This window comes from Arthrobacter sp. NPDC056727, assembly GCF_042790555.1.
Taxonomy (GTDB): domain Bacteria; phylum Actinomycetota; class Actinomycetes; order Actinomycetales; family Micrococcaceae; genus Arthrobacter.
In genome coordinates, this window is the sequence record NZ_JBHTZA010000012.1 from 95,548 (window position 1) to 119,982 (window position 24,435).

Sequence of the window (24,435 nt, forward strand, 5' to 3'; positions counted from 1 at the left end):
CAGCGCTGCGGCGGATGCGGAATCAGGCTACAGTCGCCGCCGCAGGACAGCCGCCGGAATATCCGCAGTTTTGCCCAATGATTTGCGCAATATCGGTGCGGCGATCCGGACGGCCGGAATCAGTGCTCTAGGAGGCCCGTGGTCCGGTAGGGAATCACCTCGCGCAGGAACATGCTGGTGGACGTCCGCACGATTCCTGGGCACAGCCGGATCTCCTCGGACACCCGGTACAGGTCATCGGGGCTCGTGGCCACCACCCGGATCAGCAGGTCCGTGTCGCCCGCCGGGGCGTGGCATTCCAGCACCTCGGGGATTTCGCGCAGCGCGGCGATGGCTTCGTTGAGATGGCTCTGGTCCAGTTCGGCGCTGACCGCAGCGGCGACACCCCGGCCCAGGGCCGCGGGCAGCACGCGGCTGCTGTTGGGCCGGAGCGCTCCCGACGCCGTCATCCGCTCCAGGCGGGACTGTACAGTTCCGCGGGCCAGGCCAAGCCGCTGGGACAGGACCATGATGGGCAGGCGCGGGTCCTCGTCCAGGGCGGCCAGGATTCGCCGGTCAGTGGCGTCGAGCTGCTGCAATCTGATCACTTCCTGTCCGGATTGGCCAAGGATGACTGATCAGATTGACCAGTGCCCTCCATGCCCGTTGCGCCTACTGTAGGTCTTCTGCTCAGATAGTGGCAACGCAGGCGACGGTTACCCCCACCGCCGGCAGGCTACAGGCTCCCGGCATACCACCCGGCTCCCTGGACCGCGCTTCCCGCAAGGAAGCGGCCGCTGATTGACACTTGTTCACGCATTCGTCTTTCCGCAAGAAGTGCCTCGCTTCCCGTGACGGAGTTCCGTCCGGGACAGGCACGGCAAGAGCCCCTGAGCCACCGATTCCCGGCCAACGCCCGGAGTGTGCGGTAGCTGAGGGGCTCTTGTGGTGTTCGGCATAGGGTGGAGGACATGACTCGCGCTGGCCGCTTCGCCCCCAGCCCGTCCGGTGAACTGCACGTGGGGAACCTCCGGACGGCAATCCTCGCCTGGCTTTTTGCCCGTTCCACCGGCCGGCGGTTTCTGCTGCGCGTCGAGGACCTCGACCGGGCACGGGCAGGGGCCGAGGCAGTGCAGCTGCGCGACCTGGCTGCCGTCGGGGTGACCTGGGACGGCGCAGTGGTGCGCCAGACGGACCGCGGGCCGCTGTACGCGGCCGCCATCGCCCAGCTGGCGGCGGCCGGCCTGACCTACGAGTGCTTCTGCACCCGCCGCGAAATCCAGGAGGCACCCTCCGCGCCGCATGCACCCCAGGGTGCCTACCCCGGAACATGCCGGGAACTGCCGGCGGCTGAGCTTGAGTTCAAGCGGTCCACCCGCCCGGCGGCCATCCGGCTGCGTTCCTCGGCCGCTGAATGGACCGTGGAAGATGTGCTGCACGGGGCGTTCACCGGAGCGGTGGACGACTTTGTGCTGCGCCGGAACGACGGCGTGACCGCCTACAACCTGGCCGTCGTCGTGGACGATGCCGAGCAGGGCATAGACCAGGTGGTCCGGGGTGACGACCTCCTGCCGTCCACACCCCGCCAGGCATATCTGGCGTCACTTTTGAATATTCCCGTGCCGGAATATGCGCATGTGCCGCTGGTGGTGAATGCCGACGGCGCGCGGCTGGCCAAGCGGGACGGTGCGGTGACCCTCGGTGACCTGGCCGCCGTCGGAGTCCCCGCCGAAGAGGTGCGCCGGGCCATCCTGGCGTCACTGGGCCTGCCGGGGGCGTCATTAGAGGCGGCACTGGGGGAGTTCAAACCCGCCGGGCTGCCGCGTGAACCGTGGGTGTGGGCAGGGTTGTAGGGTCATCTCCGGCGCTGGCCGGACCCGTCGAGGGCCCTGCTTGTCAGGCGGTCTTGTGCCGCTGCTCCAGTCGCTCCAGCGCCGCGTGGAGCAGGTCTGTGCTCCGGCGTTCATCGATGATGATCGAGGCCGCGAGTGCAGCCACGATGATCAGCAGGCAGACGGGGACGGAGACGCCCGCCGCCGCCAGTGCCACGCTTCCCGCGAGTACCACCACCACGCCGGTGGTCACGGCGATCAGGACGCGGTCGACGCACGTCATGACGCTGAAGAGCGCCGTCAGCGAGACCTTGAACAGGGCGACGGGAACGGCGATGGTGGCGATTGCTGCGGCGCCGCTGATGTGCGCGGCATGGTCGATGTAGTACGCGGCGACGTGCAGGCCCGCCCCGGTGGCGGCAATGGCAGCGAAGACGGGGATGTGCCCGTAACCGAAGAAGTATGAGCGGTGCCGCTGCAGGTGCAGGGCCCGGCCGGCAGGCAGGATGAAGTAGATCCACCACATGCCGAAGGCCAGTGCGGTGCCGCCGATGCCCACCAGGGCCGCATCAACGGACCACCCGTGGTTGGACACAATGGCACGGAGTGTCTCGACCGCGCCGATCAGGCATTCGCCGAGCGCGATGATGGCCAGCAGGCCGTAGCGTTCGGCAATGTGGTGGGCATGCCAGGGAGTGGTTGCGTTCCGTTCCGCCCAGTACGGGGTGGCCAGTTCGAGGACATACAGCGGTGCGATCATCAGGAACGTGGTGGTCACGTCCGCCTGGATGAACAGCACCGCGATCCACCCCAGCTGGACCACTGCCAGGTATCCGGCGTAGCGCAGGCATGTCTTCCTGCGGGCGGGGTCCTGCCGTCCGGCCCGCAGCCAGTGGGAGATCAGTGCCAGCCGCATGATGATGTAGCCGCCCACGATGACGGTGTTGTCCACGTGCTTGCCCTCCACGAGGGAGTGGAACATGGGTTCTATCCCCATTGTCAGGACCAGGACACCGACCAGCTGGACCATGGTCACCACCCGGAACACCCAGTCGTCGGTGTCGTAGGCGCTGGCGAACCAGGTGAAGTTGATCCAGGCCCAGATCACCGCGAACAGCGCAAAGGAAAAGCCGAGAAGCCCTGCGCCGAAGTGTGCCTCCGCGATCTCGTGGGCAAACTGGTTGCCGGCCACGCCGAAGGCGATGACGAAGGTCAGGTCGAAGAAGAGCTCCAGAGGGGTGGCTGTCCGGTGCGGCTGGTGCGGATCGCGGCCGCCCATGCGGGCCACGGCGTGCCGGAGGGGATTAGAGGGCATGGGTCAAAGGTAGCGCGGGGTTCCGCAGGCGCACCCCCGCCCGCCAGAGCAGGGCAATATATGTCAGGTCGAACACGCTGCACAGCGCTCCGAGCCCCAGGATCAGGGCAGAATTTCCGTACCCGCCGTAGACAATGGTGGGGGCAAGAGTGCCGATCCACTTGGCCACGGCGATGACGAGTGACTGGCCCCGGCCGCTTCCGCGCGAGACGAACATCGCAATGAACAGGCCGGACATCAGCAGGTTCTGCAGGAACGCGGCGTACTTGGTGGCGTCGTCCCAGCCGAACTCGGCCACGAAGAGCAGCTGCACCGCGAACGATGTGAGTCCCAGCAGGACGGCCCAGCCTATGAAGAGCGGCCGCGTGATCCAGGCCGGCAGCTCGGCCCGCCCGAACCTGAGGAAGGTGTAGACGATGAGAACGTCTGCCAGGCCCCAGACGATGTTGAAGACACCCTGGGCCGACAGTCCCGTTGCCACGGAGCGCGAGGCGTAGATGGCTTCCCATGCGAAGTTGAGCGCCAGGGCTGCCGCCGGGATGGCGTAGGTCCGTTCCCGGAAACCCAGCCGGATCGCCTCGACGTAAACGGCGGTCCAGGCCAACCCGCTGACGATGGTCAGGAATAGGATCATTTCGCTCCTCGACTCGGCAATGACTGCAACGCGGGGTCACTTAGCGCCCAATCCCGGGCCGGAATTGGGCGGTATCTGACCCCGCGTTGCTTTGGCTGCGGGAGGTCTATACACGGCCCAGGGCGTCGATGTCCTCCAGGAACTCCTCATGCACCTCGTCGCTGACGGTGGTGCGCGTGTCGGCGATGGCGTCGAGGTAGTCCTGGGTGGCAGGACCCTTCCGGACTGCCTCGCGGACGGAAACGCCGCCCCCGGAAGCCAGCCCGCCGTCGTCGTACACGGCCTTTTCCAGCGCCCGCTGGGAGGCGCTGCGAGCCGCGAACTCGATGTCAGCGGGGGAGAAGCCCTTGGTGCGGTCCACGAGCTGCTCCACGTCCACGTCGTCCACCACGGCGGCGGGGATGAATCGCTGCCACATGGCTTCGCGGGCCTGCCGGTCGGGGAGGCCGATGGGAATCACGTAGTCGAACCTGCCGTGGCGCAGGAAGGCGGTGTCGAGGGCGCGGATGAAGTTGGTGGCGCACACCAGGAGCCGGCCGGGCTGTTCGCGGAAGGCCGGGATGATCTTGAGCAGTTCGTTGGTGACGCCCTGCAGCGGCGACGGCGGGTCCCCGGCGCGCTGGGAGGCGATCTCCTCGACCTCGTCGATGAACACGACGGCGTGCTCGAGTTCGGAGATCTCCAGGAAGGTCTCCCGCAGTGCGCCGGCCAGGCCCTTGGGGTCTGAGGCCAGCCTGGACGGGAAGACCTCCACGAACGGCCACTCCAGGCGGGAAGCGATGGCCTTGGCGAAGGTGGTCTTGCCGGTGCCGGGCGGCCCGAAGAGCACCACGGCGCGCGGCGGCACCACACCGAATTCGTCGGCGAGGTCGGCCTCGGCCAGGGGAAGGACCAGCCTGCGTTCCAGCAGCTCCTTTTCACGGCGCATGCCGGCCACGTTCTCCCACAGGTCGCGGGCCAGGATCCGGCCGCCGAGCAGGCTGAGGGGTTCGAGTTCCTGGCGCTGCACGGGAATGGTTCGCTCGAAGTAGCGAAGGTTCTTCTTGAGCACGAAGCCGCGGCTCAGGAAGGCCTCCACCCGGGTCTCGCTTTCGGGCATGAGCGCTGAGAGTTTGTTCAGGCCGTGCGGTGCCATCCGGTTTTCGACGGCGGCCAGCAGCGAGGTGCCGATGCCACGGCCGCGGAACTCGGGCAGCGTGGCCAGGAAGACCACCCAGCCCTGGTCATGCGCCGCGCGGCCCACGGCGGCGCCCACCACCTGATCGCCCTGCACCGCGACCACGGCATGGTCCTTCTCGCAGGAGGCCAGGACTTCGGAGAGCGCATAGACAGGCTCGACGTTGGTGGCCTTCAGCGACTCCCAGAGGTGCAGGATGCCGTCCAGGTCCGCGGAGTGGAAGTCCCGGATCCGCCAGTTGGTCATGAGGTGTCTCCCGTGGTTCGACGTTGAGCCAGTTCTGAGCTGCCTGGTTATCGGGCTGCTCAGCCGAGCATAGGCGATGGCGCGCCGGCACGGGGTTGCAGGTGCGTTGCGTTACGCCGGGCGGTCAGCGTGCGGCCGCGCCGTTGCTTGCCTCCTTGGAGGCGGCGCCCCTGCGGAATCGGTGCGTGCGTTCGTGGTCATCCTTGGTGTGCACCACCAGGACGGGGCATTCGGCGTGCGCCACACATGCGGTGCTCACCGAGCCGAGATGCAGGCCCATGAAACCGCCGTGGCCCCGGCGCCCCACCACCAGCATCGCCGCTCCGGCCGCCGCCTCCACCAGCGTGGCCGGGGCCGGGCCGCGGACCAGTTCACTGGTCAGCGCCTCCGGGATGTCCGGCCCGAACGCCTTCTCGATGGACTCGGCAAGGATCTTGGCCGCCGAGGTTTCAAACGCCTCGAAATCCGGGGGGATGTACCCGGCATACATTTCCGGGAAGTGCCAGCACGCCACGGCATGGACGCGGGCGCCCAGCCCGGGTGCCAGCCGGGCCGCCAGCCGGAGGGCCTCCACCGAGGAGTCCGAGCCGTCCACGCCCACAACCACTTTGCCTTCAGCATCCATCGCTGTTCTCCTTTGCAACATCGACTTTGCAACACTGGACTTTTGCAATCAGGGCCGGAGGCCCTGGCCACGGTTAGGATCACCGCCGCTGCAGCGGCTCCATCTGCAGTGCGACGCCGGCAGCCGCGGCGTCCCGGAACCGGGCGTCGATCTGCACCACGTCCCGCCCCGCCCGCTGCAGCAGGCTGGCGGCGACCCCGGCGCGGTAGCCGGTGGCGCAGTGCACCCAAAGGCACCCGCCGGGCAGTTCACCCAGGCGGTCCAGCAGCTCGTGCAGCGGAACGTTGATGGCCCCGGTTATGTGGGATTTCGCGAACTCGTCTGTGCGTCGGACGTCAAGGATGGTGTCGCCGTCGGGCTTTTCATGGACGACGGCGGGCCAGCCGGCCCGGGGATAAGAGGCAAGGGGGGCTCCCGGCGCGAGTTCACCCGGTTCTGTTCCCACCGCGGCATCCGGGCGGTCGATGCCGATGCGGGAAAGGTCCCGGATGGCGTTTTGCAGGTCTTCGCGGCCGCCAACGAGCGTCAGCTTCTCGCCCCACGGCAGGACCCAGCCGAGGTACGAGCTGAAGCTGCCGCCCGAGCCGTACTCGAAGCTGACGGTGCCCTGCAGGTGGTTGCTGGCGAACAGCATGCGGTGACGCAGGTCAACCACCCACTCGCCCCCGGCCAGCCGCTCCGCCAGTTCACCGGCGCCGACGGACTCCGGCAGGGCCAGATCAGCAGGTTCCGGGCCCGTCATGTTGATGGGGGCCATATGCGCGTAATAGGAAGGGTAGGCGGAGAGGTTGGCCATGAGCTCGGCCGCGAAGTGCTCCGGATCGGGGTCCGCCAGGGCGTGGTTGGTTTCCCGCTCCTCCGCGATGGTTGAGGCGTCCGCGCGGGATGCCGGCCCGATCGAGCAGAACGAGCCGAACCCGTGGGTGGGATAGAGGGCGGCATCGGGGCCGGCTTCGTCGGCGAGCCGGTGGATGGACGTGTATTGGTCCCGGGTCAGAGCGGCGGTGTCTCCGGGGCCGAGGAGATCGGTGCGGCCGACAGAGCCGAAGAGCAGGCTGCCGCCGGAGAACACTGCCCGTGCCTGGCCGTCCGTGACGATATAGGACAGGTGCGTGTGGGTGTGCCCGGGAGTTGCCAAGGCCCGGAGGGTGAGTCCGCCGATCTGCACCTGCTGGCCGTCCGCCACGGGCTCGCGTTCATAGGCCACCGGGTCCGCGGCGTTCACCAGGTACTTGGCGCCGTGGGCGCGGGCGAGGATCAGGCCGCCGGTGAGGTAATCGTTGTGGACGTGGGTTTCGGCCACGTGGGTGATCTGCACCCCAGCCTTCCGGGCGGCTTCCTCGATGCGGTCCGTGTCCCGCTGGGCGTCGACCACCAGCGCCACTCGGCCGTCGTGGACCAGGTAGCTGCGGTCCCCGAGCTGCGGGGTTTTGATGACAACGACGTCCATAAAGCCGCCCTTCGACGCACCGGTGAGGCGCCGCACATCGTGGGCCTCGCCCCGGATGCCTCCATGGTAGGCCGATTGGCGGCGGAAGGAGCCTGCCGGGCGTGAGTGCCCCGGCATTTCTGCACCGCTTTCCCAATGCGTCCCGCTGCCGGCGCCCGGGTTGGTGCGGCGGCGGCAGCTTGCGGGAGGGGAAAACGGTGCAGAAATGACCCGGATGTTCGCGCTGTGTTGGGTTAGATCCGGTCCGCGGTGCCCGGGCCGGGCCGGTTGGCGATGACGGGGGACATGCCGGTGAAGCCTTCACGGGCTTCGGCGATTTCGTGGATGCGTTTGCGGCAGGCGTACCAGCCGGCCACCATGAGCGCGATGGCGATCAGTGTGACCACGAGGGTCAGGGGTGAGTCGATGAAGACCATGACGAGGACGCCCACCAGGAACAGCAGGGAGAGGTAGCCGGTGTAGGGCGCGCCGAACATCCGGAATGAGGGGCGTTTGAGCCAGCCTTTGTCCGCCCAGCGCTTGAGCTGGATCTGGCACAGGACGATCGTGGCCCAGGTGACGATGATGCCCACGGAGGCGATGTTCAGGACGATTTCGAAGGCCTGCGACGGGACGAGGTAGTTCAGCGGGACGCCGAGCAGGGAGACGCCGGCGGTGATGGCGATGCCGCCGTAGGGGACGCCGGCTTTGTTCATGCGCTGGGCGAATCTGGGGGCGGAGCCGGCCACGGACATGGAGCGAAGGATCCGGCCGGTGGAGTAGAGGCCGGCGTTGAGGGAGGACAGGGCGGCGGTGAGGACCACGAGGTTCATGATGACGTCCACGCCCTGGATGCCGATGGAGCCGAAGAACGTCACGAACGGGCTGACGCCTTTTTCGTAGGACGTGAAGGGCAGGAGCAGGGCCAGGAGGATGACGGAGCCGACGTAGAACACGGCGATCCGGAAGACCACGGAGTTGATGGCCTTGGGCATGATCTTTTCGGGGTTTTCGGTTTCGCCGGCGGCGGTGCCGACGAGCTCGATGGAGGCGTAGGCGAACAGGACGCCCTGCATGAGGATGATCATGGGCAGCAGGCCGTTGGGGAAGATGCCGCCGTTGTCGGTGATGAGGCTGAAGCCGGTTTCCTGGCCGGGGACGGGGGTGCCGAAGATGACGAAGTAGGTGCCGACGATCAGGAACGCAACCAGGGCCGCGACCTTGATAATGGCGAACCAGAATTCCATTTCGCCGAAGACCTTGACGGAAACAAGGTTCAGGCCCAGGACGACGACGAGGGCGGTCAGTGCCCAGACCCACTGGGGGACGTCGGCCATCCAGGGGACGTAGTTGCCGAAGAAGTTCATGTAGAGGGCGGCGGCGGTGATGTCCACGATGGTGGTGGTGGCCCAGTTGATCCAGTAGAACCAGCCGGAGACGAAGGCTGCCTTCTCGCCGAAGAACTCGCGGGCGTAGGAGACGAACGAGCCCGACGACGGCCGGTGCAGCACCAGTTCACCGAGGGCACGCAGGATCAGGAAGGCGAAGAAGCCGCAGACGGCGTACGCGATGACCAGGGACGGTCCGGCGGCGTTGAGCCGGCCCCCGGCGCCGAGGAACAGGCCGGTGCCGATCGCGCCGCCGATGGCGATCATCTGGATCTGCCGCGGTTTCAGGCTCTTGTGGTAGCCCTTGTCCTCGGCGTGCAGAAGGTTTTCGGTGGCATGCGCCTGGGCCGGGACAGTGTGGTCCGTGATGGGTTGGTTACTCATGGGAGTCCTTTGATTTCCTGTTGGGGGAAGGAATCTTACGGTTGGGGGTTGGCCGTTACTTGCTGAGGTTTGCCAGGCGTTCGGGGCTGAGGAGCTCCTGCAGCTGGGTTTGGGTGAGCAGTCCGTGTTCCAGGACCAGTTCGGCCACGCCGCGGCCGGTGGCCAGGGCTTCCTGCGCGATGGCGGTGGCGGTGGCGTAGCCCAGGTGCGGGTTGAGGGCCGTGACCAGGCCGATGGACTGTTCCACGGTGAGGCGCAGCCGTTCGGTGTTGGCGGTGATGCCGCGGACGCAGCGGGCCGTGAGGGTGCGGCAGGCTGCTTCGAGGTGCGAGATGCTTTTGTGCAGGCTGTGCACGATGATCGGTTCGAAGGCGTTGAGTTGGAGCTGCCCGGCTTCGGCGGCCATGGTGATGGTGACGTCGTTGCCGATGACTTCGTAGGCGACCTGGCTGACCATTTCCGGGATCACCGGGTTGATCTTGCCGGGCATGATGGAGGATCCGGACTGGACGGCGGGCAGGTTGATCTCGCCGAGGCCGGCGCGTGGTCCGGAGGAGAGCAGGCGGAGGTCGTTGCAGATCTTGGAGAGCTTGACGGCCACGCGTTTGAGTACGCCGGAGAGGTGGACGAAGGCGCCTACGTCCTGGGTGGCTTCGATGAGGTCGACGGCGGTGACCAGGGGCAGCCCGGTGATCTCGGCGAGGTGGCGGCAGGCGGCCTCGGCGTAGCCGGCGGGGGCGTTGAGTCCGGTGCCGATGGCGGTGGCGCCGAGGTTGATCTCGTGGATGAGCAGGTCCGCCTCGGCCAGGCGGAGCCGGTCCTCGCCGATGGTCACGGCGTAGGTGCCGAATTCCTGGCCCAGGGTCATGGGGACGGCGTCCTGGAGTTGGGTGCGGCCCATTTTGACGACCGTGCGGAATTCGAGGGCTTTGGCGGCGAAGGCCTCTTCGAGTTCGGCCAGGGCGGAGAGCAGCTCGCGGGCGGCGAAGATGGTGCCGAGCTTCACTGCGGTGGGGTAGACGTCGTTGGTGGACTGGCTGAGGTTCACGTGGTCGTTGGGGTGCAGCCGGGCGTAGTCGCCCTTGGGGTGGCCCAGGATTTCCAGGGCCCGGTTGGCGATGACCTCGTTGGCGTTCATGTTCGATGACGTTCCGGCGCCGCCCTGGATCACGTCAACGACGAACTGTTCGCTGAGCGCACCGTTCATCACATCGGTGCAGGCCTGTTCGATGGCTGCGGCGCGTTCGGCGTCGAGCAGCCCGAGTTCGAGGTTGGTGCGGGCCGCCGCGAGCTTCACGGCGGCGAGGCCGCGGACCAGGTGCATGTTGGTGGAGAGCGGCTGGCCGGTGATGGGAAAGTTTTCCACGGCGCGGAGCGTGTGGACGCCCCAGTATGCGCCGGCGGGGATGTCGCGGTCACCGAGCAGGTCGTGCTCGGAGCGCATGCCGGACAGGGGAGGGGCGTCCGGCAGGGTTTGGGTTTCGGTCATATGGAGGTCCTTAATGAACGTCGTCGGTCGGGGACAGTTAGGAAAAATCTGCGGCCTGCAGCAGGCCCACGGGGTGGCCGCCGCCCAGGACCACGCCGGTGGCGATGCCCGCAAGGGCAGAAGTGTCGACCTCGAGCGCCCCCAGCGCGCGGACGGTGACGGGCATCCGGGCCCGGTCGCCGCCGTCGGAAATCTTGACGGCGACGGCCCGGCCGTCCGGCAGCCCCACCAGCTGGATGCCCTCGAAGCCGTCCTTCGCCAAGGCGCCGGGCAGGAGGCGCATAAGCTCCGTGACATCGCGGCCCTCGCCGGCCACCATTTCCGGGTGGCGGCGCATGGAATGTGCGACGGCGGCTTCCGGGCTTTCGGGGGCGGGCGCACCGCCGTCGGAGACACCGTCCGGCCCTTCGGCCGAAGCGAGGCGGCCGAAGGCGCGGGCCATGCCGGCAAGGGTGAGGGCGAACAGCGGGGTGCCGCAGCCGTCGGTGCTGATGCCGGCAGGTTCCTCGCCGGTCAGCTCGGTGACGGTTTCGGCAACGAGCTTTTGCAGCGGGTGGGAGGGGTCGAGGTAGCCCTGGACCGGCCAGCCGTTGATGACGCAGGTGGCGGCCATGGCGGCGTGCTTGCCGGAGCAGTTCTGTGCCAGCTGGGTGGGCCTGCCACCCTCGCGCAGCCACTCCTCGCGCTCACGGACGCCGTAGGGGAGGTCGGTGCTGTTTTCGAGGGCCGCAGGGGTGAGCCCGTGGAGTTCCAGGATGCGGTTGGCGCCGTCGAGGTGCCGGGCGGCGCCGGAGTGGCTGGCGGCGGTGAGGGCCAGCAGGTCGGCGGGCAGATCCAGCCCGGCCCGGACCATGGCCACGGACTGCAGCGGCTTGAGGGAGGACCGCGGGTAGAACGCGGCCTGGGGTTCGCCGGCGGAGAGCAGGGTGCGGCCGCCGGGCGCGGTAGCGATCAGGGAGCCGTAATGGACGCTTTCCACCATGCCGTTACGGGTCTGGAAGGCGAGGGGCTCGTGCCGCGGAAGACGTGCAGCGGAGGCTGCGGCACTTGCGGGCACGGCCGATTGAGGGCTTACGGGCATGGCGGGGGAGGGCATGGAGTCCTTGGGTGGTGGTTTGCTGCTGGTGTTATTGACTAAGGATGGAGTCGAGCGCTTCGCCGACGGCGCGCAGGTGCCCGGCCATGGCGGCGCTGGCGTCTGCTGATGAGCCGGCTTCGATGGCGTCGAGGATCTGCAGGTGCTCGACGTCGGAGGCGTGCTGGCGGTCGGCCACCATGTTGAGGGTTTCGGACTGGTGCGCGAGGGCATCGCGGATGTCCGCCACCACGCTCTCGAACACCTTGTTGCCGCTGGCGCGGGCGATGGCTGCATGGAACGCCGAATCGAGGGCGACCCAGGCTTCCGGATCGGTCTCCGCGGCCATCGATGCCATCATGCCGCGGAGGATTTCCAGGTCCTCTGCGGTGCGGCGCTCGGCGGCCAGGCCTGCTGCGGGAACTTCGATGTGCGGCCGGGCCTCGGTGAGGTCCCGGGCTGAGAACTGGCCCAGGACGAGGTCGTTGGCCACATGGTCGGCCACGACGAACGTGCCCCGCCCGGTCCTGGTCACTGTCAGGCCGAGGGCGGTGCAGGAGCGCAGCGCCTCGCGGATCACGGAGCGGCTCACACCGTACTGTGCCGCCAAGGCTGCCTCCGAGCTGAGCTTGGATCCAACGGACAGAGCCCCGCTTTGGATGTCACCGCGGATGGCGTTGAAGACGGCTTCGGCTGCACTGAGGCGCGCCAGCGGAAAGGTGCTTGCTCCGCTCGGTTGATCGCCGCGCTGTCCGGCTGTCCGGCTGTCTGACAGGTTCACGATTAAGAATATGGCACGGATCACACGCGGGTGTCAACCCGGTCCTGCCTGAATGAAGCCGGCGTTTAGCCGCGTCCGCCCGGAGTGCGTTCGATGAGTCCGCTCACGGCGAGGCTGCGGGCAGTTCCAGGCTCAGGACGGTTCCCTCGGCCCCGGTTTCTGCCACCGTGACGTCGCCGCCGTGGCGGAGGGCGGCGTCCTTCACCAGTGCCAGCCCTATTCCGTAGCTGGGCCGTGCCGGACTGTGCCCGGCCAACCTTCCGCGGGCAAACCGCTCGAATACCCGGTCGGGTTCGATGCCCACGATTCCGGGGCCGGTGTCCCGGACCGTGATCCGGACTTTCCGGCCGGCGGTCGAGACGGCGACGCCGATCCGGCCGGACTCGGGCGTGTGGGAGAGTGCATTCTCCACGAGCGCCGTGACCATCCGCCGCAGCAGGTGCGCGGGAAGGAGTACACGCGGCGGCCCCGCAGCCCCGGCGTCAACGGAGCACTCCAGCACAATGCCGGCTTCCCGGGCGAGGAGGCGAAGATCGTCCGTCACGGCCGGGACCAGCGCCGCCACATCCGTCGGTTCCGGGTTCTCGGCCGATGCGGCGGACGCGGAGGCGGACATCAGCAGCAGATCATCCACCAGTTCCGCGAGCCCGGCACTGTCCTGGCGGAGCCGGGCCAGCGCCGGGGCGGCCGGGCTGTCTGGTCCGGCCTTGCGCTGGGCGAGCTGCAGGCGGGCGTCGAGTACTGCCAGCGGGGTCCGCAGCTCATGGCTGGCATCCTGGACGAAGCGCCGCTGCGCGGCCAGTGCTTCGCCGAGCGGTTTCACGGCGCTCCTGGCGCTGACCAGGCCGGCGGCGGCTGCGAGCACCACGCCCAGCGCGCCGCCAAGGACCAGCGCCAGCAGGCCATCGGCTTCGTCAATGTAGATCCGGCCGGCACCGGCGGGGTGCTGCACGAGTTCGGCGGGCTGGGAACGGTAGAGCGCAAACAGCACCAGCGCCAGGATCACGACGGCGACGCTCGCGGCGCATACCAGCGCGATCTGGGCACTCACCTTGCGGGCGGCGGTCCGCAGGATCAGCCGGTCGGCGTCCGACGCATTCACGATGGGTCTCCCAACTGGTATCCGGCGCCGTGCACGGTGCGGATGATGTCCCGGCCCGCCTTCCGGCGGAGGTAGTGCACGTACGTGTCGACGGCGCCCGGCTGGTCCGCCGCCGAGAACACCTTGCCGAGGAGCTCGGCCCGGGAGAAGACCCGTTCCGGCTCGGCGGCCAGCACCTCCAGCAGCGACCCTTCCCGGGGGGACAGCGATACGCGGTCACCGTAAGGTGAAAGCAGGAGCCGGGCGGCGGCGTCGTACGTCCAGTCCCCGAGCGGCAGGGGCCGCAGCGGCGGATGGAAAGTGCGTGTGAGGGCGCGGAGCCGGGCGGCGAGCTCGGCGGCGTCGAACGGCTTCACCAGGTAGTCATTGGCGCCGGCGTCCAGGCCGTCCACCTTGTCCTGCACGGTGCCGAGCGCCGTGAGGATCAGCACCGGCGCGGTCACGCCCTTGTCCCGCAGCGCGGTGACCAGGGCTGCGCCGTCGAGAAGGGGGAGTCCGCGGTCCACCACCAGGGCATCCCACTCCCGGGTGAGCCCGAGGTGCAGTCCCTGCCGGCCGTCCCGGACCAGGGTCACGTCGAAGTCGTCCCCGATGAGTTCGGCGATGAGGGGCCCGAGCTGCCGGTCATCCTCCACCAGCAGCACGCGCTTCTTCCGGTTCGCGTCCATGACTGCCATTCTGTCCCAATCCGACAAGGTGCCGCTGCTCAGGAGGCCGGGGCGGGAACCGGTCCCAGCCGGGCCAGGAACGGCAGGCGCGCGAGGACCGCCAGCCCGTACTTGTTCCACAGGCCCGTGATGAAGGAGGCCCCGGTCAAGGAGGTCAGGAACGACGCCGCGACGTCGGTGGGGTAGTGGACGCCCAGGTAGATGCGCGAAAGCGCGACCGTCACGGCTACCGCCGCTCCCGTCACCAGGACGGGCCATTGCCAGCGGGTGCCCCGCGCCAGCAGGAACAGGGCGATGACGATGGCCACGGCGAGGGCGGTGTGCCCGCTTGGGAAGCTGTCGGTGCCGGGCTCCGGGGTCAGGGGGTCGAAAAGCGCAGCGGAGTCGGGCCGGTGGCGGGCGACAGTGAGCTTGAACAGCTCGCTGCTGACCCAGGAGCCCGCCGCCACCAGGCCGGTGGCCACCGCATTCACCGGGCTTCGGCGAACCAGGAGCAGGAACAGGCAGATCCCGGCGATCATCAGCGCGCCGGCCACGGGACTGAAGACGACATTAACCATCAGTGCGATCGCGGTCCGCGGCGGCGTATGGTGGTGGCTCAGGGTGGCATCAACGGAGAATTCGGCGGCCGTGAAGGCCGGGTCGGACCGCAAGGCCAGCCCTGCGGCCACAATCAGCACGGCGAACACCAGCGGGAGCGCGATCCAGTGCCTCAACTGCGGCAGTACCGCCAACCGCGTACGCTCCGCCGTGATCCCACTCGCCATTTCCACCCTGCCCACAGGCCGTCCTTTTCTTACCGCGGCAGCGTTGATGCTTGCCTGTTTCAAGTGTGGAAGCAGGGTCCCAAGAAATCTCTAAGAACCTTCCGCAGGCATAGATGCCAGTTAGCGGCAGCGGTACGATCGTGCCGATATGGTCCTTGTGAGGCGGTCCGCACCGGGCGTACGCTGTAGCCAGAACCCAACCGGCACGATCGTTCCTAATTACTGAGGAGGCGCCGTGGCCAACTCCTTTGCCGCTCAACTTGCCGCGGCCGTCCGCGCCCGCCGCACCGCACTCCGCCTGAGCCAGCAGGACCTCGCCGACATGGCCGGCGTCTCCGAACGCTTCGTCCGGTTCGTGGAGCGGGGCAAGCCGAGCCTCCGGATGGACACTCTGCTTGCCTTGCTGGGCACGCTCGGGCTCGAGCTCCGGCTGGCCACCCGGACCAGCGCCGCCGCCCGCGCACTGGTGGCACAGCCACTGGTAACCCAGCCGCCGTCGGCCGCCGCACCGGAAGTTGACGAACCCGGTGAACGGGAGGCCCGGCAATGAGGCACCGCGTCGCTGACATCTACAAGCGGGGAGTCCTGGCCGCCCGGCTGGAACGGCACGACGGCGGCACGAAGTTCAGCTATCTGCCCGCCTACCTGCAGGGCGGCAGCCCCGCGGTGGCGAGTTCGCTGCCGCTGTCGCCGGAACCGGTGCTGTCCGGGGCAGGTGCCGCGCCCCCGTACTTCACCGGTCTGCTGCCGGAGGGCCGGCGGCTGAACGCGCTGCGCCGGTCCATCAAGACCAGCGCCGACGACGACCTCTCGCTGCTGATCGCCGCGGGCGGCAACCCGGTGGGTGACGTGCAGATCGTGGGCCACGGGGAGCCGCTGGATCCCGAGGAGCACGCCGTCGAGGTGGACCCGCGCAGGCCTGTCGATTTCGACGAGCTGCTGGGGGACTCGGGCCTGATCGATCCGGTGGCGCTCGCCGGTGTGCAGGACAAGTTGTCCGCCGGGATGATTTCGATGCCGGTGGCCAGTGCGGGGCGGCGCTTCATCCTCAAGCTCAACGCCCCCGAGTTCCCGCATGTGGTGGAGAACGAGTTCATCATGTTCCGCTACGCGGCTAAGCTGCGGATTCCGCTGAGCCGGGTGCAGCTGATGCGCGACCTCGCCGGCCGGCCGGGCCTGCTGGTGGAGCGGTTCGACCGCGTGCCGCTGGAACGCGGGACCGACGCGGTGCAGCGCCTCGCCGTCGAGGACGGCGCCCAGGTGCTGAAGCTGTACCCGGCGGACAAGTACAACGTGGGGTTTGGAACCGTGTGCCATGCGCTCGCCGAATACTGTGCGGCGCCGCTGCCGGCACTCCGGAACCTCGCCATCCAGGCAGCCTTCGCCCTCCTGAGCGGCAACGGCGACCTGCACGCGAAGAACGTGTCCATGGTGCAGCAGCCGCACGGGGAGTGGTCCATCGCCCCCGTTTACGACATCCCCTCCACAGTGGTTTACGGGGACAAGACGCTCGCGCTGACCCTCGGCGGCAAGCGCAGCGGCATCTCCCGCAAGCACTTCCTGGCCTGGGCCACGGGCCTTGGGCTGCCCGAACGCACTGCCGTGCAGGCGCTGGACCTGGCGCTGAAGGCCGCGGGCCCGCTGCTCGCGGACCTGGAGGCCGGATCGGCCTTTGCGTCCACTGCTGACGTCTCAAGGGCTGCTGTTTCAGCCGGCTCCGTTTCAACGGACGACGGCGGCGCCTCGCCTTTTCCCGACATGGTCACCAGGGCGTGGGTCAAGGAGCTCAGACACCGGCGCAGGCTGCTGGAGGGATAAGCCCCGGAAAGCCAAAGTCCCGGACCGCCTAAAGATCCGGCCCGCCGTCGAACCATCTGAGTACCCGCAGGGCACGCAGGGTGTTCCAGCGGCTGGGCCGGCCGTCGCCGTCCTCCATGGCGAAGTGGATGCGGCCGGGGTGGCTGTTCTCAAGCAGCCAGGTTCCGTCGGGCTGCCGTTTTGAACGGACCAGCGAGACGGCCTCGTCGAGTCGGCTGTCCGGCGACCCGCCCCCATCCCCCACACCGTCATCCTGGAAGTACGCGTCCCGGAAGTAATCGAGGCCCCGCAGCGCGTCGTAGAACCAGCGGGTCGGGTAGGAAAACCGGAGCCAGTCCGGGTCCGCGAGCTCGCCGGTGCTCTTGCGCCGCAGCAGTGAACGTTCCAGCAGGTACTCCTCGCCCCGCCGGCGCGCCGCAACGGACTCCGGAGATCCGCCGGTGGCCCGTTCATGTTCCAGCAGCCCCTCCAGCACGTTGATGGTGGTGGCGAACGACGAGCGCACGGACCCCCGCTCCGCCTCGCAGTTCCAGCCGCCGTCGTCGAGCTGCTCGCCGAGGAGCCGCCGGACGATGCCGTCGACGCTCTCGCCGAAGTAGGCGCCGAGGGCCACGGCCTTGCCGTTGATGCAGGGCTCCACCTCGCCGTCGAAGAACCGCTGGCCGCCTTCCTCCCAGCGGCTGTTCTCCCGTACTTTCCGGACCGCGGCGCGGGCCTCTTCGCTGCCCGGGTCGAGTCCGAGGTCGCGCAGAATCAGGAGGCTGTAGGTGGTGGCAGTCCAGGGCTGGCCCGGCTCGGAGCCGTCATACGGGACCGGGAAAAAGGTGCCTCCGTCCCACTGGCCGTCGTCGCCCTGCAGGGCGAGCAGGCGCGCGCCCCAACCTTCAACCGCCACCCGGGCACGTTCGGCGCGCACCGCTTCATCCGGCGCATCGGTCAGGTCGCGCAGGACCTGCCACCGGATCGAGGGGTCGGATTCGAGCAGCCAGTCGAGCACGCGGTTAATCCAGCCCAAAACCGGGCTCTTACAGGTGCTGGATGCCCGCGCGCTGCATGGCGTCTTTGTAGACGTCCACGCTCTTGGTCAGGAGTTCCTCCTGCTTGGCCTCGGACACAGCAAAGGCCCGCCCGCCGAGCGCGCTGGCCTTGTAGATTTTGATTCCGTTGTTCTTGAGTGAGGAGTGGTAGGTCTTCTCGAAGAGGGTCAGGAAGGTCGCGGCGTCGGTCCCGTGGGCGATGATGGCCGAGACGCGCCTGTTGATCTTCATGAACTGCCGGAAGGGGCGGAGTCCATCAGTCTTTTCCTGGACACTGAGGGCCGAGGGCATGTCCGGGTCGCGCACCCAGGGGTAGGCGTTCCACGGCATCACGTAGCGCGGGTCCAGTTCGGCGAGCTCGTAGATCTGGGTGGCGCGCCGGGCGGCCTCGTCGTCGTTGAAATGGGAGACGAAACCGGACTCGGTTCCCTTGCCCGGGCTGACCTGGAGGCTGACAATCCGGCATTCGTCCTCGTCATGCACGGGGTCGATGTATGGAACGGTCGATCCCGGCTTTTTCTCCATGAGTTCATCGCACAGTTGTGTCACAGCTGCGATGTTCGGTTCCTGTAGCAGGGCTTTCTTTTCGTCCCAGTCAATCGTCACGATTTCTCCCTTAGCTGCATGGCGTCCAAGAATCAGGCGTCTTAGGCCACTCTACGCTTGTGCCGGATTGGGTGCGCGGGCAATTCCGTGCGCGGGCGGCGAGGCCCGGCAGAAGCGCACGGAGACAGGGCCGCCACCACGGCCAGGACGTTAAGTGTCGAGGCTCCAGTGCACCCGGATTGCCTCTGCGATCGGGCCAGTGGCCACATCGACCCGGAGCGCAACGGGCGCCGTTCCTGTCTCTTCGATGACGGTGTCATGGTAAACGCGGCCGCATGACGGGCAGAGGGTATAGAGGTCCTCATCGTCGGGCCACGCGGCCAACCCTGCGGGGACAGGAGTGTCCCGCCCGATGTGAACGGGGACGCCGTGCGAGTTGGCCTGAATGAGCCCGTCATTGCCGACGGTGTTGCCGCACACGCAGGTGATGGTGGTGACATCATGATCGATGACATCGGCGAATTCAGTGCCCATAGTGACCACTCCGGCGGTGTAGAGGACATCCGTTCTGGTTGTAGCTTATGCCTGCGCCGGCCAAAGGGACCCGTCCGGCGTGGACCATTTCCTATACTTCAAGGGCCAACATCTTGAACCGCTTGGAAAGCACACTCATCGGGTAGAAAGACAAGGGGCCGACATATGACACAGCGCCACATCACCATCGTTGGAGCCGGGCAGTCGGGGCTGCAGCTGGGAGTCGGCCTGCTGGACGCGGGGTTCGACGTGACCATGGTTTCCAACAGGAGGCCCCAAGAGATCCTTGAGGGCAAGGTCTCTTCCAGCCAGTGCATTTTCCACGATGCCCTGGAACACGAAAGAACTCTCGGCCTGGACTTCTGGCCAGATGCTCCGACGGTGGACGGGATCTCGTTCACCATTCCCCACCCGGAGGTGCGGGGAGAGAAAGCGATCAACTGGGCCTCCCGGCTGGACGGCCCTGCGAAATCCATTGACCAGCGGCTCAAATTCCCGCGATTCATGGAAGAGTTTGTGGCCCGGGGCGGAGAGCTCCTCTTTGAGGACGCCGGCGTCGGGGATCTCGAGCGGTATGCCTCGAAGTCTGACCTGGTCATTGTCGCGGCAGGCAAAGGCGATATAGCCACGCTCTTCACCCGTGATGCCGCTCGGAGTGCCTACGAGCAGCCCCAGCGCGCGCTGGCCCTGACCTACGTCAACGGAATGGAACCCAGGCCGGAGTACCCGGCTGTGTCCTTCAACGTGATTCCCGGCGTCGGAGAATATTTCGCCTTCCCCGCACTCACCAGCACCGGCCCCTGCGAAATCATGGTGTTCGAGGGTGTTCCCGGCGGCCCGATGGACTGCTGGAAGGGCCTGACTCCGCAGGAACACCTGGAGACATCCAAAAACATCCTGGACACGTACCTCCCGTGGGAGACGGACCGGGCCTCCGACGTCGAACTTACGGACCCGAACGGCGTCCTCCAGGGGCGATTCACGCCCACGGTCCGCCACCCCATTGCCACGCTGGCCAACGGCCGGCAGGTGCTGGGCCTCGCCGACGTCGTTGTTCTCAACGATCCGATCACCGGCCAGGGTTCGAACAACGCCAGCAGGTGCGCGGCCTCGTACCTGCAGAGCATCACGGAACATGGAGAAGCTCCCTTCGACGCTGCCTTCATGCAGGCCACATTCGAAAACTACTGGAGCTACGCCCGGCACGTCACCCAGTGGACCAACGCCCTTCTGGCTCCGCCGCCGCCGCATGTCCTGGAAATCCTGGCGGCGGCCAATGAGTCCCAGGAAATCGCCGGCAGGTTCGTCAACGGGTTCAACAATCCGGCGGACTACCAGGAATGGTTCATGACCCCGGACAAAGCCGCTGCCTACCTGGCAACCGCCACCTCCTGACCGCGGGTAACCAACCGGCAGGCTGAACCGGTATTGGCCAGGGCTCCACCGCCCCTCTTCCCAGCGCTGGGAAGAGGGTGCATTCTGGACGTGACACGGTTCCGACAACGAAGTCGGGGAGGCGTTGACCATGAACGTTAAGATCCGGTCCCTACGAGTGCAGGGACCGTGCCGCCTTGGGCGGCAGCGGTCCGCCGCGGGGACGTGATTCCCATGGACCATACATCCACCCATCACCGCCTCAAGATCGTGGTCCACATCGACCCCAACATGGAGCGTGCCTGCATTGAGGTCCGCGGCACCCTGACGCCGGCCAACATCCGGGCTCTCTACGTCATTGCCCGGCGCGCCAGGACTTTGCTGCCGGGCAAGGAAATCGTCCTCGACCTGACCATGGCCCGCGCCGCGATGGAGACCATCACCGCGCTCCATGATCCTGTGCAAATCACCGAGCTCAGCGGGGAAGGCACGTCCGGGAAGCCATGCCGGCTCAGCATCCTCGATCCCCGGCCCGGCGCCCGGGGGCTTGACCACAAACATCCCGATCACCGGCATGCGGACCACAAGCACACCGAGCACAAGCACGGCGAACAAACCAGCCGCAGGGCACTGGACAAGGAACCGGCATGAAACCCGGGCGCATGGTGATGCTGGTCCTGGGCACACTCGCCGCCCTCCTGGGCCTCGGGCTGCTGGCCGGCGCCGCAGGCGTGGGCTGGCTCAATTTCCAGCAGCGCGACGAAGGCTACTTCACCACCCAGGCGCACCGGTTCGACGCGCCATCCGCCGCCATCACCTCTGCCGGGATGGACATCATGGTCAGCGGCAGGCTGCCGGACGTCATTCCCTCGGATACGGCCGGCAGCATCCTGCTCCGGGGGTCGGCGGCCACTCCGGGCAAGGGGATCTTCATTGGCGTGGCACCGCAACAGGACGCCGCGCGCTACCTCGAGGGAGTCAAGCGCTCCGAAATCCGGGAACTGAATCTGCGGCCCTTCAGGGTGGACTACAACGAAGTGCCCGGGACACGCACGCCCGCCCGCCCCGGATCCCAGAACTTCTGGGTCGCTTCCGCCGAAGGCACCGGCACGCAGGAACTCAAGTGGAACATCCTTCCCGGCAGCTGGACCGTGGTGGTCATGAATGCCGACGCCACGGCCCCGGTGTCAGTGGACCTGCAGGCCGGCGTCCGGTCCGACCTGCTCTGGCCGCTGTTCCTGTGGCTGCTTATATCCGGCATCGTGTTGCTGGTCATCGGTGTCCCGCTGATCGTTGCCGGCGCCATGGGGCTGGGACGGCACGGCCCGCCGCCGCATATTCCCCCGGGGCAGTATCCTGCCGGGCACTACCCGCCGGGCCAATATCCTGCCGGCCCTCCGGTTGCCGGGCACGGCCCGCCGCCGGGAACGCCGGCAGCAGGAACCCCGACGGCGGCACCTCCGGCCGCTGCCGGCGTCACCGGTCCGCTGGCCAGTTCCGCCGTACCGGGCGAAGGTGCAGGCGTTCCGCCCGGGACCGCGCCTGTGCCACCGGGGATGCAGCCGGCTTCGCACCCGGCGCCTGGCTACCCGGCTCCCGGTTACCCGGCGCCTGGCTACCCGGCCCTTGGCTATGCCGCCGCCGGTGGCGGGGCGGGCGCACCGCCGCCGCCCGCCGTCGTCGACCGCCTCGAGAACCCGAGGTACCCGGCCCGCCTGACCGGCCACGTGGACCCGGCGCTGTCCCGGTGGATGTGGCTCGTCAAGTGGTTCCTGGCGATCCCTCACCTGATCGTTTTGTTCTTCCTCTGGTTCGCCCTGATCGTCACCACGATCGTGGCGTGGTTCGCGATCCTGTTCACTGCCCGCTACCCGCACTCGCTGTTCAACTTCAATGTGGGGGTGCTGCGCTGGAGCTGGCGGGTGTCCTTCTACGCGTTCACGGCCATCGGCACGGACCGCTATCCGCCCTTCACCCTGGCCCGCACCGACTACCCGGCAGACTTTGAGGTGGACTATCCGGAGCACCTCTCGCGCGGACTGGTGGTGGTGAAGTCCTGGCTGCTCGCCATCCCGCACCTGCTGATTGTGGGCGTGCTCGTGGGAAGCTCACGCACCTGGGTGGCTTCGCCGGATGATGACATGGCCGGGGGCAGCGGCTACTACTCGGCAGGCAGCACCGTCTCGCTGCTGTCGCTGCTGGCCTTCATCGCCGGCGTCATTCTGCTGTTCACCGGCAGGTACCTCCGGAGCCTGTTCGACCTGCTGATCGGGCTCAACCGCTGGGTCTACCGGGTCGCGGCCTACGTTGCGCTGATGCGGGACGAATATCCCCCGTTCCGGCTGGACATGGGACCTGTCGATCCGGGCGAAGCCCCGGCTGTCGGTCCACCAGCCGCACCACCAAGAGTGCCGTCATGAAACTCACCGTTCACACCTTCGTGAGCCTCGACGGAGTCATGCAGGGCCCGGGCGGCAGGGACGAGGACACCAGCGGCGGCTTCGAATTCGGCGGCTGGCTGGTGCCGCTCTTCGACGAGGACCTGGGCAGGATCGTGAACGGGTGGTTCGCCGAAGCCGATGCCATTCTCCTGGGCCGCACCACGTACCAGATGTTCCAGCCCTACTGGGAGCAGGTCACGGACCCGGACGACGCCGTGGCCAAGGCGCTCAACAGCCTGCCCAAGTATGTGGTGTCCTCATCGCTTACCGAGGCAACGTGGAACAACACCACCATCCTCCCCGCGAACTTCCTCGAGGCCGTCGACGACCTCAAGTCCGGCCCGGGCCGGGAGCTGCAGGTCCACGGCAGCCACCGGCTGGTCCGTGCGCTGCACGACGCCGGGCTGGTGGACGAGTACCGGCTGGTCATCTTCCCGGTGGTCCTCGGTCAGGGCAAGCGCCTCTTCGAACCCGGCGTCACGCCGTCGGCCTTTACCCTGGCCGGGAGCAAGGCGACGTCCTCCGGTGCTGTGCACCTCACCCTGCTGCCGGCCGCGTTCGGCGCCGCTGACCTGGAGGTGGGGGAGTTCGAGGTGGTGGAAGGCCGAGAGCAGGTTAAGGACTGACGTGCCCGCGTTGCTTTTAGCCGCCGGAGCCCCGCAGCCGCTCCATCTCGCGGCGGTCCTTCTTGGTGGGACGTCCGGTCCCGCGGTCCCGCTGCGGCAGCCCGAGCGCCGGCGCCACCGGCCGCGGAGGCGTATGGTCCGTGAAACAGTGCGAAGCCGCCTCCGCGCCCACGCGCTTGGCGATGAGCCGGCGCACCTCGAGGATCCGTTCATGGCCGGGCTGCCGGACGCGCACCGTGTCACCGGGCACCAGCGACTGTGAGGCCTTGGCCGGATTCCCGTTGATGCGCACATGCCCCGCGCGGCAGGCGGCAGTGGCGGCGGACCTTGTCTTATAGGCGCGGATGGCCCAGAGCCAGGCGTCGACGCGTACGGTGCTGGGGGCGGAGGGAAGGCTGCTCATGATTGCAGCCGAGTATAGCCGGGTCCTACGCGACCAGAACCGAGGCGGCGGTGTCCATGTGCTCGATGATCGTGTTGCGGGCCAGGGAGGCGTCGCCGGTCTCGATGGCGGCCACGATGTCGTTATGGCGCTCCACGCTCATGTTCCGCACGCCCTTTTCGGGTCCGGCGAACATGATGGACATCCGGATGGACCCCTCCAGGGATTCCCAGGAGTGCAGCAGCGTCTCGTTGCCGGTCAGCCGGCACATGGTGCGGTGGAACTCGAGGTCGGATTCGACCCGCTCCTCCATGGTGCTGTGGGTGGCCGCCTCCATGGCCTGGATGGCTGTCCGGAGCGACCCGATGACGTGCTGGCGGTCCGGCAGTTCGCACAGGGTGCGGGCCGCGAGGGATTCCAGGGCTGCCCGGACAGAGTAGATGTCACGGATTTCCTTGGCATCCAGGTGGCGCACGGACAGCCGGCCGCGTGCCCCGGCGGATACCAGGCCTTCCTGCTGGAGCTGCCGGAGGGCCTCCCGGAGGGTTCCGCGGCTGATCTGCAGCATCTCGGAAAGCTCGGTTTCCACCAAGTGCCGGCCAGGCTCGAGGGCGCCGCTGGTGATGGCGGTGCGCAACGCGGCAAGAGCCTGCTCGCGGAGGCTTTTCTTTTCCAGTCCCAAAAGGGCTGTTGTGGCCATCGGGTTCTCCCCAGGGTCAGAAGTCGACTGTTTACAGTTGCTGTGTTAACAATGATGCCACGGCAGGAACGGAGGGCTGGCTACCG

25 protein-coding genes are annotated in these 24,435 nt (G+C 67.7%); 7 read left to right on the forward strand and 18 right to left on the reverse strand.

Translation table 11 applies throughout. From position 1 onward, the window contains the following. Positions 1-119: 119 nt before the first annotated feature. A complete protein-coding gene (locus tag ACFRAH_RS13640) occupies positions 120-578 on the reverse strand; it encodes an Lrp/AsnC family transcriptional regulator (RefSeq protein WP_214852146.1) in 459 nt (152 codons plus the stop codon). A 372-nt stretch (positions 579-950) separates the two neighbouring features. On the opposite strand from ACFRAH_RS13640, the gene gluQRS reads away from it, so the two are divergent. Then, entirely contained in the window at positions 951-1,832 is an 882-nt protein-coding gene (gene gluQRS, locus ACFRAH_RS13645) for a tRNA glutamyl-Q(34) synthetase GluQRS (protein ID WP_377991423.1), read from the forward strand. 43 nt (positions 1,833-1,875) lie between these two features. Here the strand turns inward: gluQRS and ACFRAH_RS13650 are convergent, their stop codons facing one another. The 12 genes from ACFRAH_RS13650 to ACFRAH_RS13705 form a co-directional block, all read right to left on the reverse strand. After that, entirely contained in the window at positions 1,876-3,126 is a 1,251-nt protein-coding gene (locus tag ACFRAH_RS13650; RefSeq protein ID WP_377991424.1) for a low temperature requirement protein A, read from the reverse strand. Continuing rightward, positions 3,116-3,760 carry a hypothetical protein gene (locus ACFRAH_RS13655; RefSeq protein WP_377991425.1) on the reverse strand — a complete coding sequence of 215 codons (645 nt, stop codon included), beginning with the start codon at positions 3,758-3,760 and terminating at the stop codon, positions 3,116-3,118. Before ACFRAH_RS13655 ends, ACFRAH_RS13650 begins: the two co-directional genes overlap by 11 nt. A 106-nt stretch (positions 3,761-3,866) precedes the next feature. After that, the gene (locus tag ACFRAH_RS13660; RefSeq protein ID WP_377991426.1) at positions 3,867-5,183 is read right to left on the reverse strand and encodes an ATP-binding protein; all 1,317 of its coding nucleotides are present in this window, start codon (positions 5,181-5,183) and stop codon (positions 3,867-3,869) included. Between the two features lie 124 nt (positions 5,184-5,307). Then, positions 5,308-5,808: a universal stress protein gene (locus ACFRAH_RS13665; protein WP_377991427.1), complete on the reverse strand. Its 501-nt coding sequence runs from the start codon at positions 5,806-5,808 to the stop codon at positions 5,308-5,310. Between the two features lie 79 nt (positions 5,809-5,887). Next, entirely contained in the window at positions 5,888-7,258 is a 1,371-nt protein-coding gene (locus ACFRAH_RS13670; protein WP_377991479.1) for a rhodanese-like domain-containing protein, read from the reverse strand. A 233-nt stretch (positions 7,259-7,491) separates the two neighbouring features. Further along, positions 7,492-9,009 (reverse strand): amino acid permease, encoded by a 1,518-nt coding sequence (locus ACFRAH_RS13675; protein WP_377991428.1) that lies wholly within the window; start codon positions 9,007-9,009, stop codon positions 7,492-7,494. Between the two features lie 55 nt (positions 9,010-9,064). Then, positions 9,065-10,498, reverse strand: a complete 1,434-nt coding sequence (locus ACFRAH_RS13680; RefSeq protein WP_377991429.1) for an aspartate ammonia-lyase — start codon at positions 10,496-10,498, stop codon at positions 9,065-9,067. Positions 10,499-10,535: 37 nt separating this feature from the next. Further along, entirely contained in the window at positions 10,536-11,594 is a 1,059-nt protein-coding gene (locus ACFRAH_RS13685) for an asparaginase (protein WP_377991430.1), read from the reverse strand. A gap of 31 nt (positions 11,595-11,625) precedes the next feature. Beyond that, positions 11,626-12,354 carry a FadR/GntR family transcriptional regulator gene (locus ACFRAH_RS13690; protein WP_377991431.1) on the reverse strand — a complete coding sequence of 243 codons (729 nt, stop codon included), beginning with the start codon at positions 12,352-12,354 and terminating at the stop codon, positions 11,626-11,628. Positions 12,355-12,457: 103 nt separating this feature from the next. Further along, positions 12,458-13,456 carry a sensor histidine kinase gene (locus ACFRAH_RS13695; protein ID WP_377991432.1) on the reverse strand — a complete coding sequence of 333 codons (999 nt, stop codon included), beginning with the start codon at positions 13,454-13,456 and terminating at the stop codon, positions 12,458-12,460. Continuing rightward, a complete protein-coding gene (locus tag ACFRAH_RS13700) occupies positions 13,453-14,124 on the reverse strand; it encodes a response regulator transcription factor (RefSeq protein ID WP_377991433.1) in 672 nt (223 codons plus the stop codon). Before ACFRAH_RS13700 ends, ACFRAH_RS13695 begins: the two co-directional genes overlap by 4 nt. A 38-nt stretch (positions 14,125-14,162) precedes the next feature. Further along, on the reverse strand, positions 14,163-14,891 hold the full coding sequence (locus ACFRAH_RS13705; protein WP_377991434.1) for a phosphatase PAP2 family protein: 729 nt from the start codon (positions 14,889-14,891) through the stop codon (positions 14,163-14,165). A 235-nt stretch (positions 14,892-15,126) separates the two neighbouring features. On the opposite strand from ACFRAH_RS13705, the gene ACFRAH_RS13710 reads away from it, so the two are divergent. Together ACFRAH_RS13710 and ACFRAH_RS13715 are read left to right on the forward strand one after the other, a co-directional pair. Continuing rightward, a complete protein-coding gene (locus tag ACFRAH_RS13710; protein ID WP_377991435.1) occupies positions 15,127-15,441 on the forward strand; it encodes a type II toxin-antitoxin system Y4mF family antitoxin in 315 nt (104 codons plus the stop codon). Beyond that, positions 15,438-16,709: a type II toxin-antitoxin system HipA family toxin gene (locus tag ACFRAH_RS13715; protein WP_377991436.1), complete on the forward strand. Its 1,272-nt coding sequence runs from the start codon at positions 15,438-15,440 to the stop codon at positions 16,707-16,709. Before ACFRAH_RS13710 ends, ACFRAH_RS13715 begins: the two co-directional genes overlap by 4 nt. Positions 16,710-16,737: 28 nt before the next feature. On the opposite strand, the gene ACFRAH_RS13720 is transcribed toward ACFRAH_RS13715, so the two are convergent. The 3 genes from ACFRAH_RS13720 to ACFRAH_RS13730 form a co-directional block, all read right to left on the reverse strand. Further along, a complete protein-coding gene (locus tag ACFRAH_RS13720) occupies positions 16,738-17,724 on the reverse strand; it encodes a hypothetical protein (RefSeq protein ID WP_377991437.1) in 987 nt (328 codons plus the stop codon). A gap of 10 nt (positions 17,725-17,734) precedes the next feature. After that, entirely contained in the window at positions 17,735-18,352 is a 618-nt protein-coding gene (locus ACFRAH_RS13725) for a uracil-DNA glycosylase (protein WP_377991438.1), read from the reverse strand. A 150-nt stretch (positions 18,353-18,502) separates the two neighbouring features. Beyond that, complete coding sequence (locus tag ACFRAH_RS13730; RefSeq protein WP_377991439.1) at positions 18,503-18,826, reverse strand: hypothetical protein; 324 nt, start codon at positions 18,824-18,826, stop codon at positions 18,503-18,505. 165 nt (positions 18,827-18,991) lie between these two features. On the opposite strand from ACFRAH_RS13730, the gene ACFRAH_RS13735 reads away from it, so the two are divergent. The 4 genes from ACFRAH_RS13735 to ACFRAH_RS13750 all read left to right on the forward strand — a co-directional run bounded on the left by ACFRAH_RS13735 (position 18,992) and on the right by ACFRAH_RS13750 (position 23,267). Further along, positions 18,992-20,221, forward strand: coding sequence for a styrene monooxygenase/indole monooxygenase family protein (locus ACFRAH_RS13735; protein ID WP_377991440.1), 1,230 nt, complete (start codon positions 18,992-18,994; stop codon positions 20,219-20,221). Positions 20,222-20,434: 213 nt separating this feature from the next. Beyond that, positions 20,435-20,851, forward strand: a complete 417-nt coding sequence (locus ACFRAH_RS13740; RefSeq protein ID WP_377991441.1) for a hypothetical protein — start codon at positions 20,435-20,437, stop codon at positions 20,849-20,851. Further along, positions 20,848-22,620, forward strand: coding sequence for a DUF4389 domain-containing protein (locus ACFRAH_RS13745; protein ID WP_377991442.1), 1,773 nt, complete (start codon positions 20,848-20,850; stop codon positions 22,618-22,620). The genes ACFRAH_RS13740 and ACFRAH_RS13745 overlap by 4 nt, the downstream gene beginning before the upstream one ends. Next, positions 22,617-23,267, forward strand: coding sequence for a dihydrofolate reductase family protein (locus ACFRAH_RS13750; protein ID WP_377991443.1), 651 nt, complete (start codon positions 22,617-22,619; stop codon positions 23,265-23,267). Before ACFRAH_RS13745 ends, ACFRAH_RS13750 begins: the two co-directional genes overlap by 4 nt. Positions 23,268-23,283: 16 nt before the next feature. Here the strand turns inward: ACFRAH_RS13750 and ACFRAH_RS13755 are convergent, their stop codons facing one another. Together ACFRAH_RS13755 and ACFRAH_RS13760 are read right to left on the reverse strand one after the other, a co-directional pair. Further along, on the reverse strand, positions 23,284-23,670 hold the full coding sequence (locus tag ACFRAH_RS13755; protein ID WP_377991444.1) for an RNA-binding S4 domain-containing protein: 387 nt from the start codon (positions 23,668-23,670) through the stop codon (positions 23,284-23,286). A 25-nt stretch (positions 23,671-23,695) separates the two neighbouring features. Then, entirely contained in the window at positions 23,696-24,349 is a 654-nt protein-coding gene (locus ACFRAH_RS13760; RefSeq protein WP_377991445.1) for a GntR family transcriptional regulator, read from the reverse strand. Between the last annotated feature and the right edge of the window lie 86 nt (positions 24,350-24,435).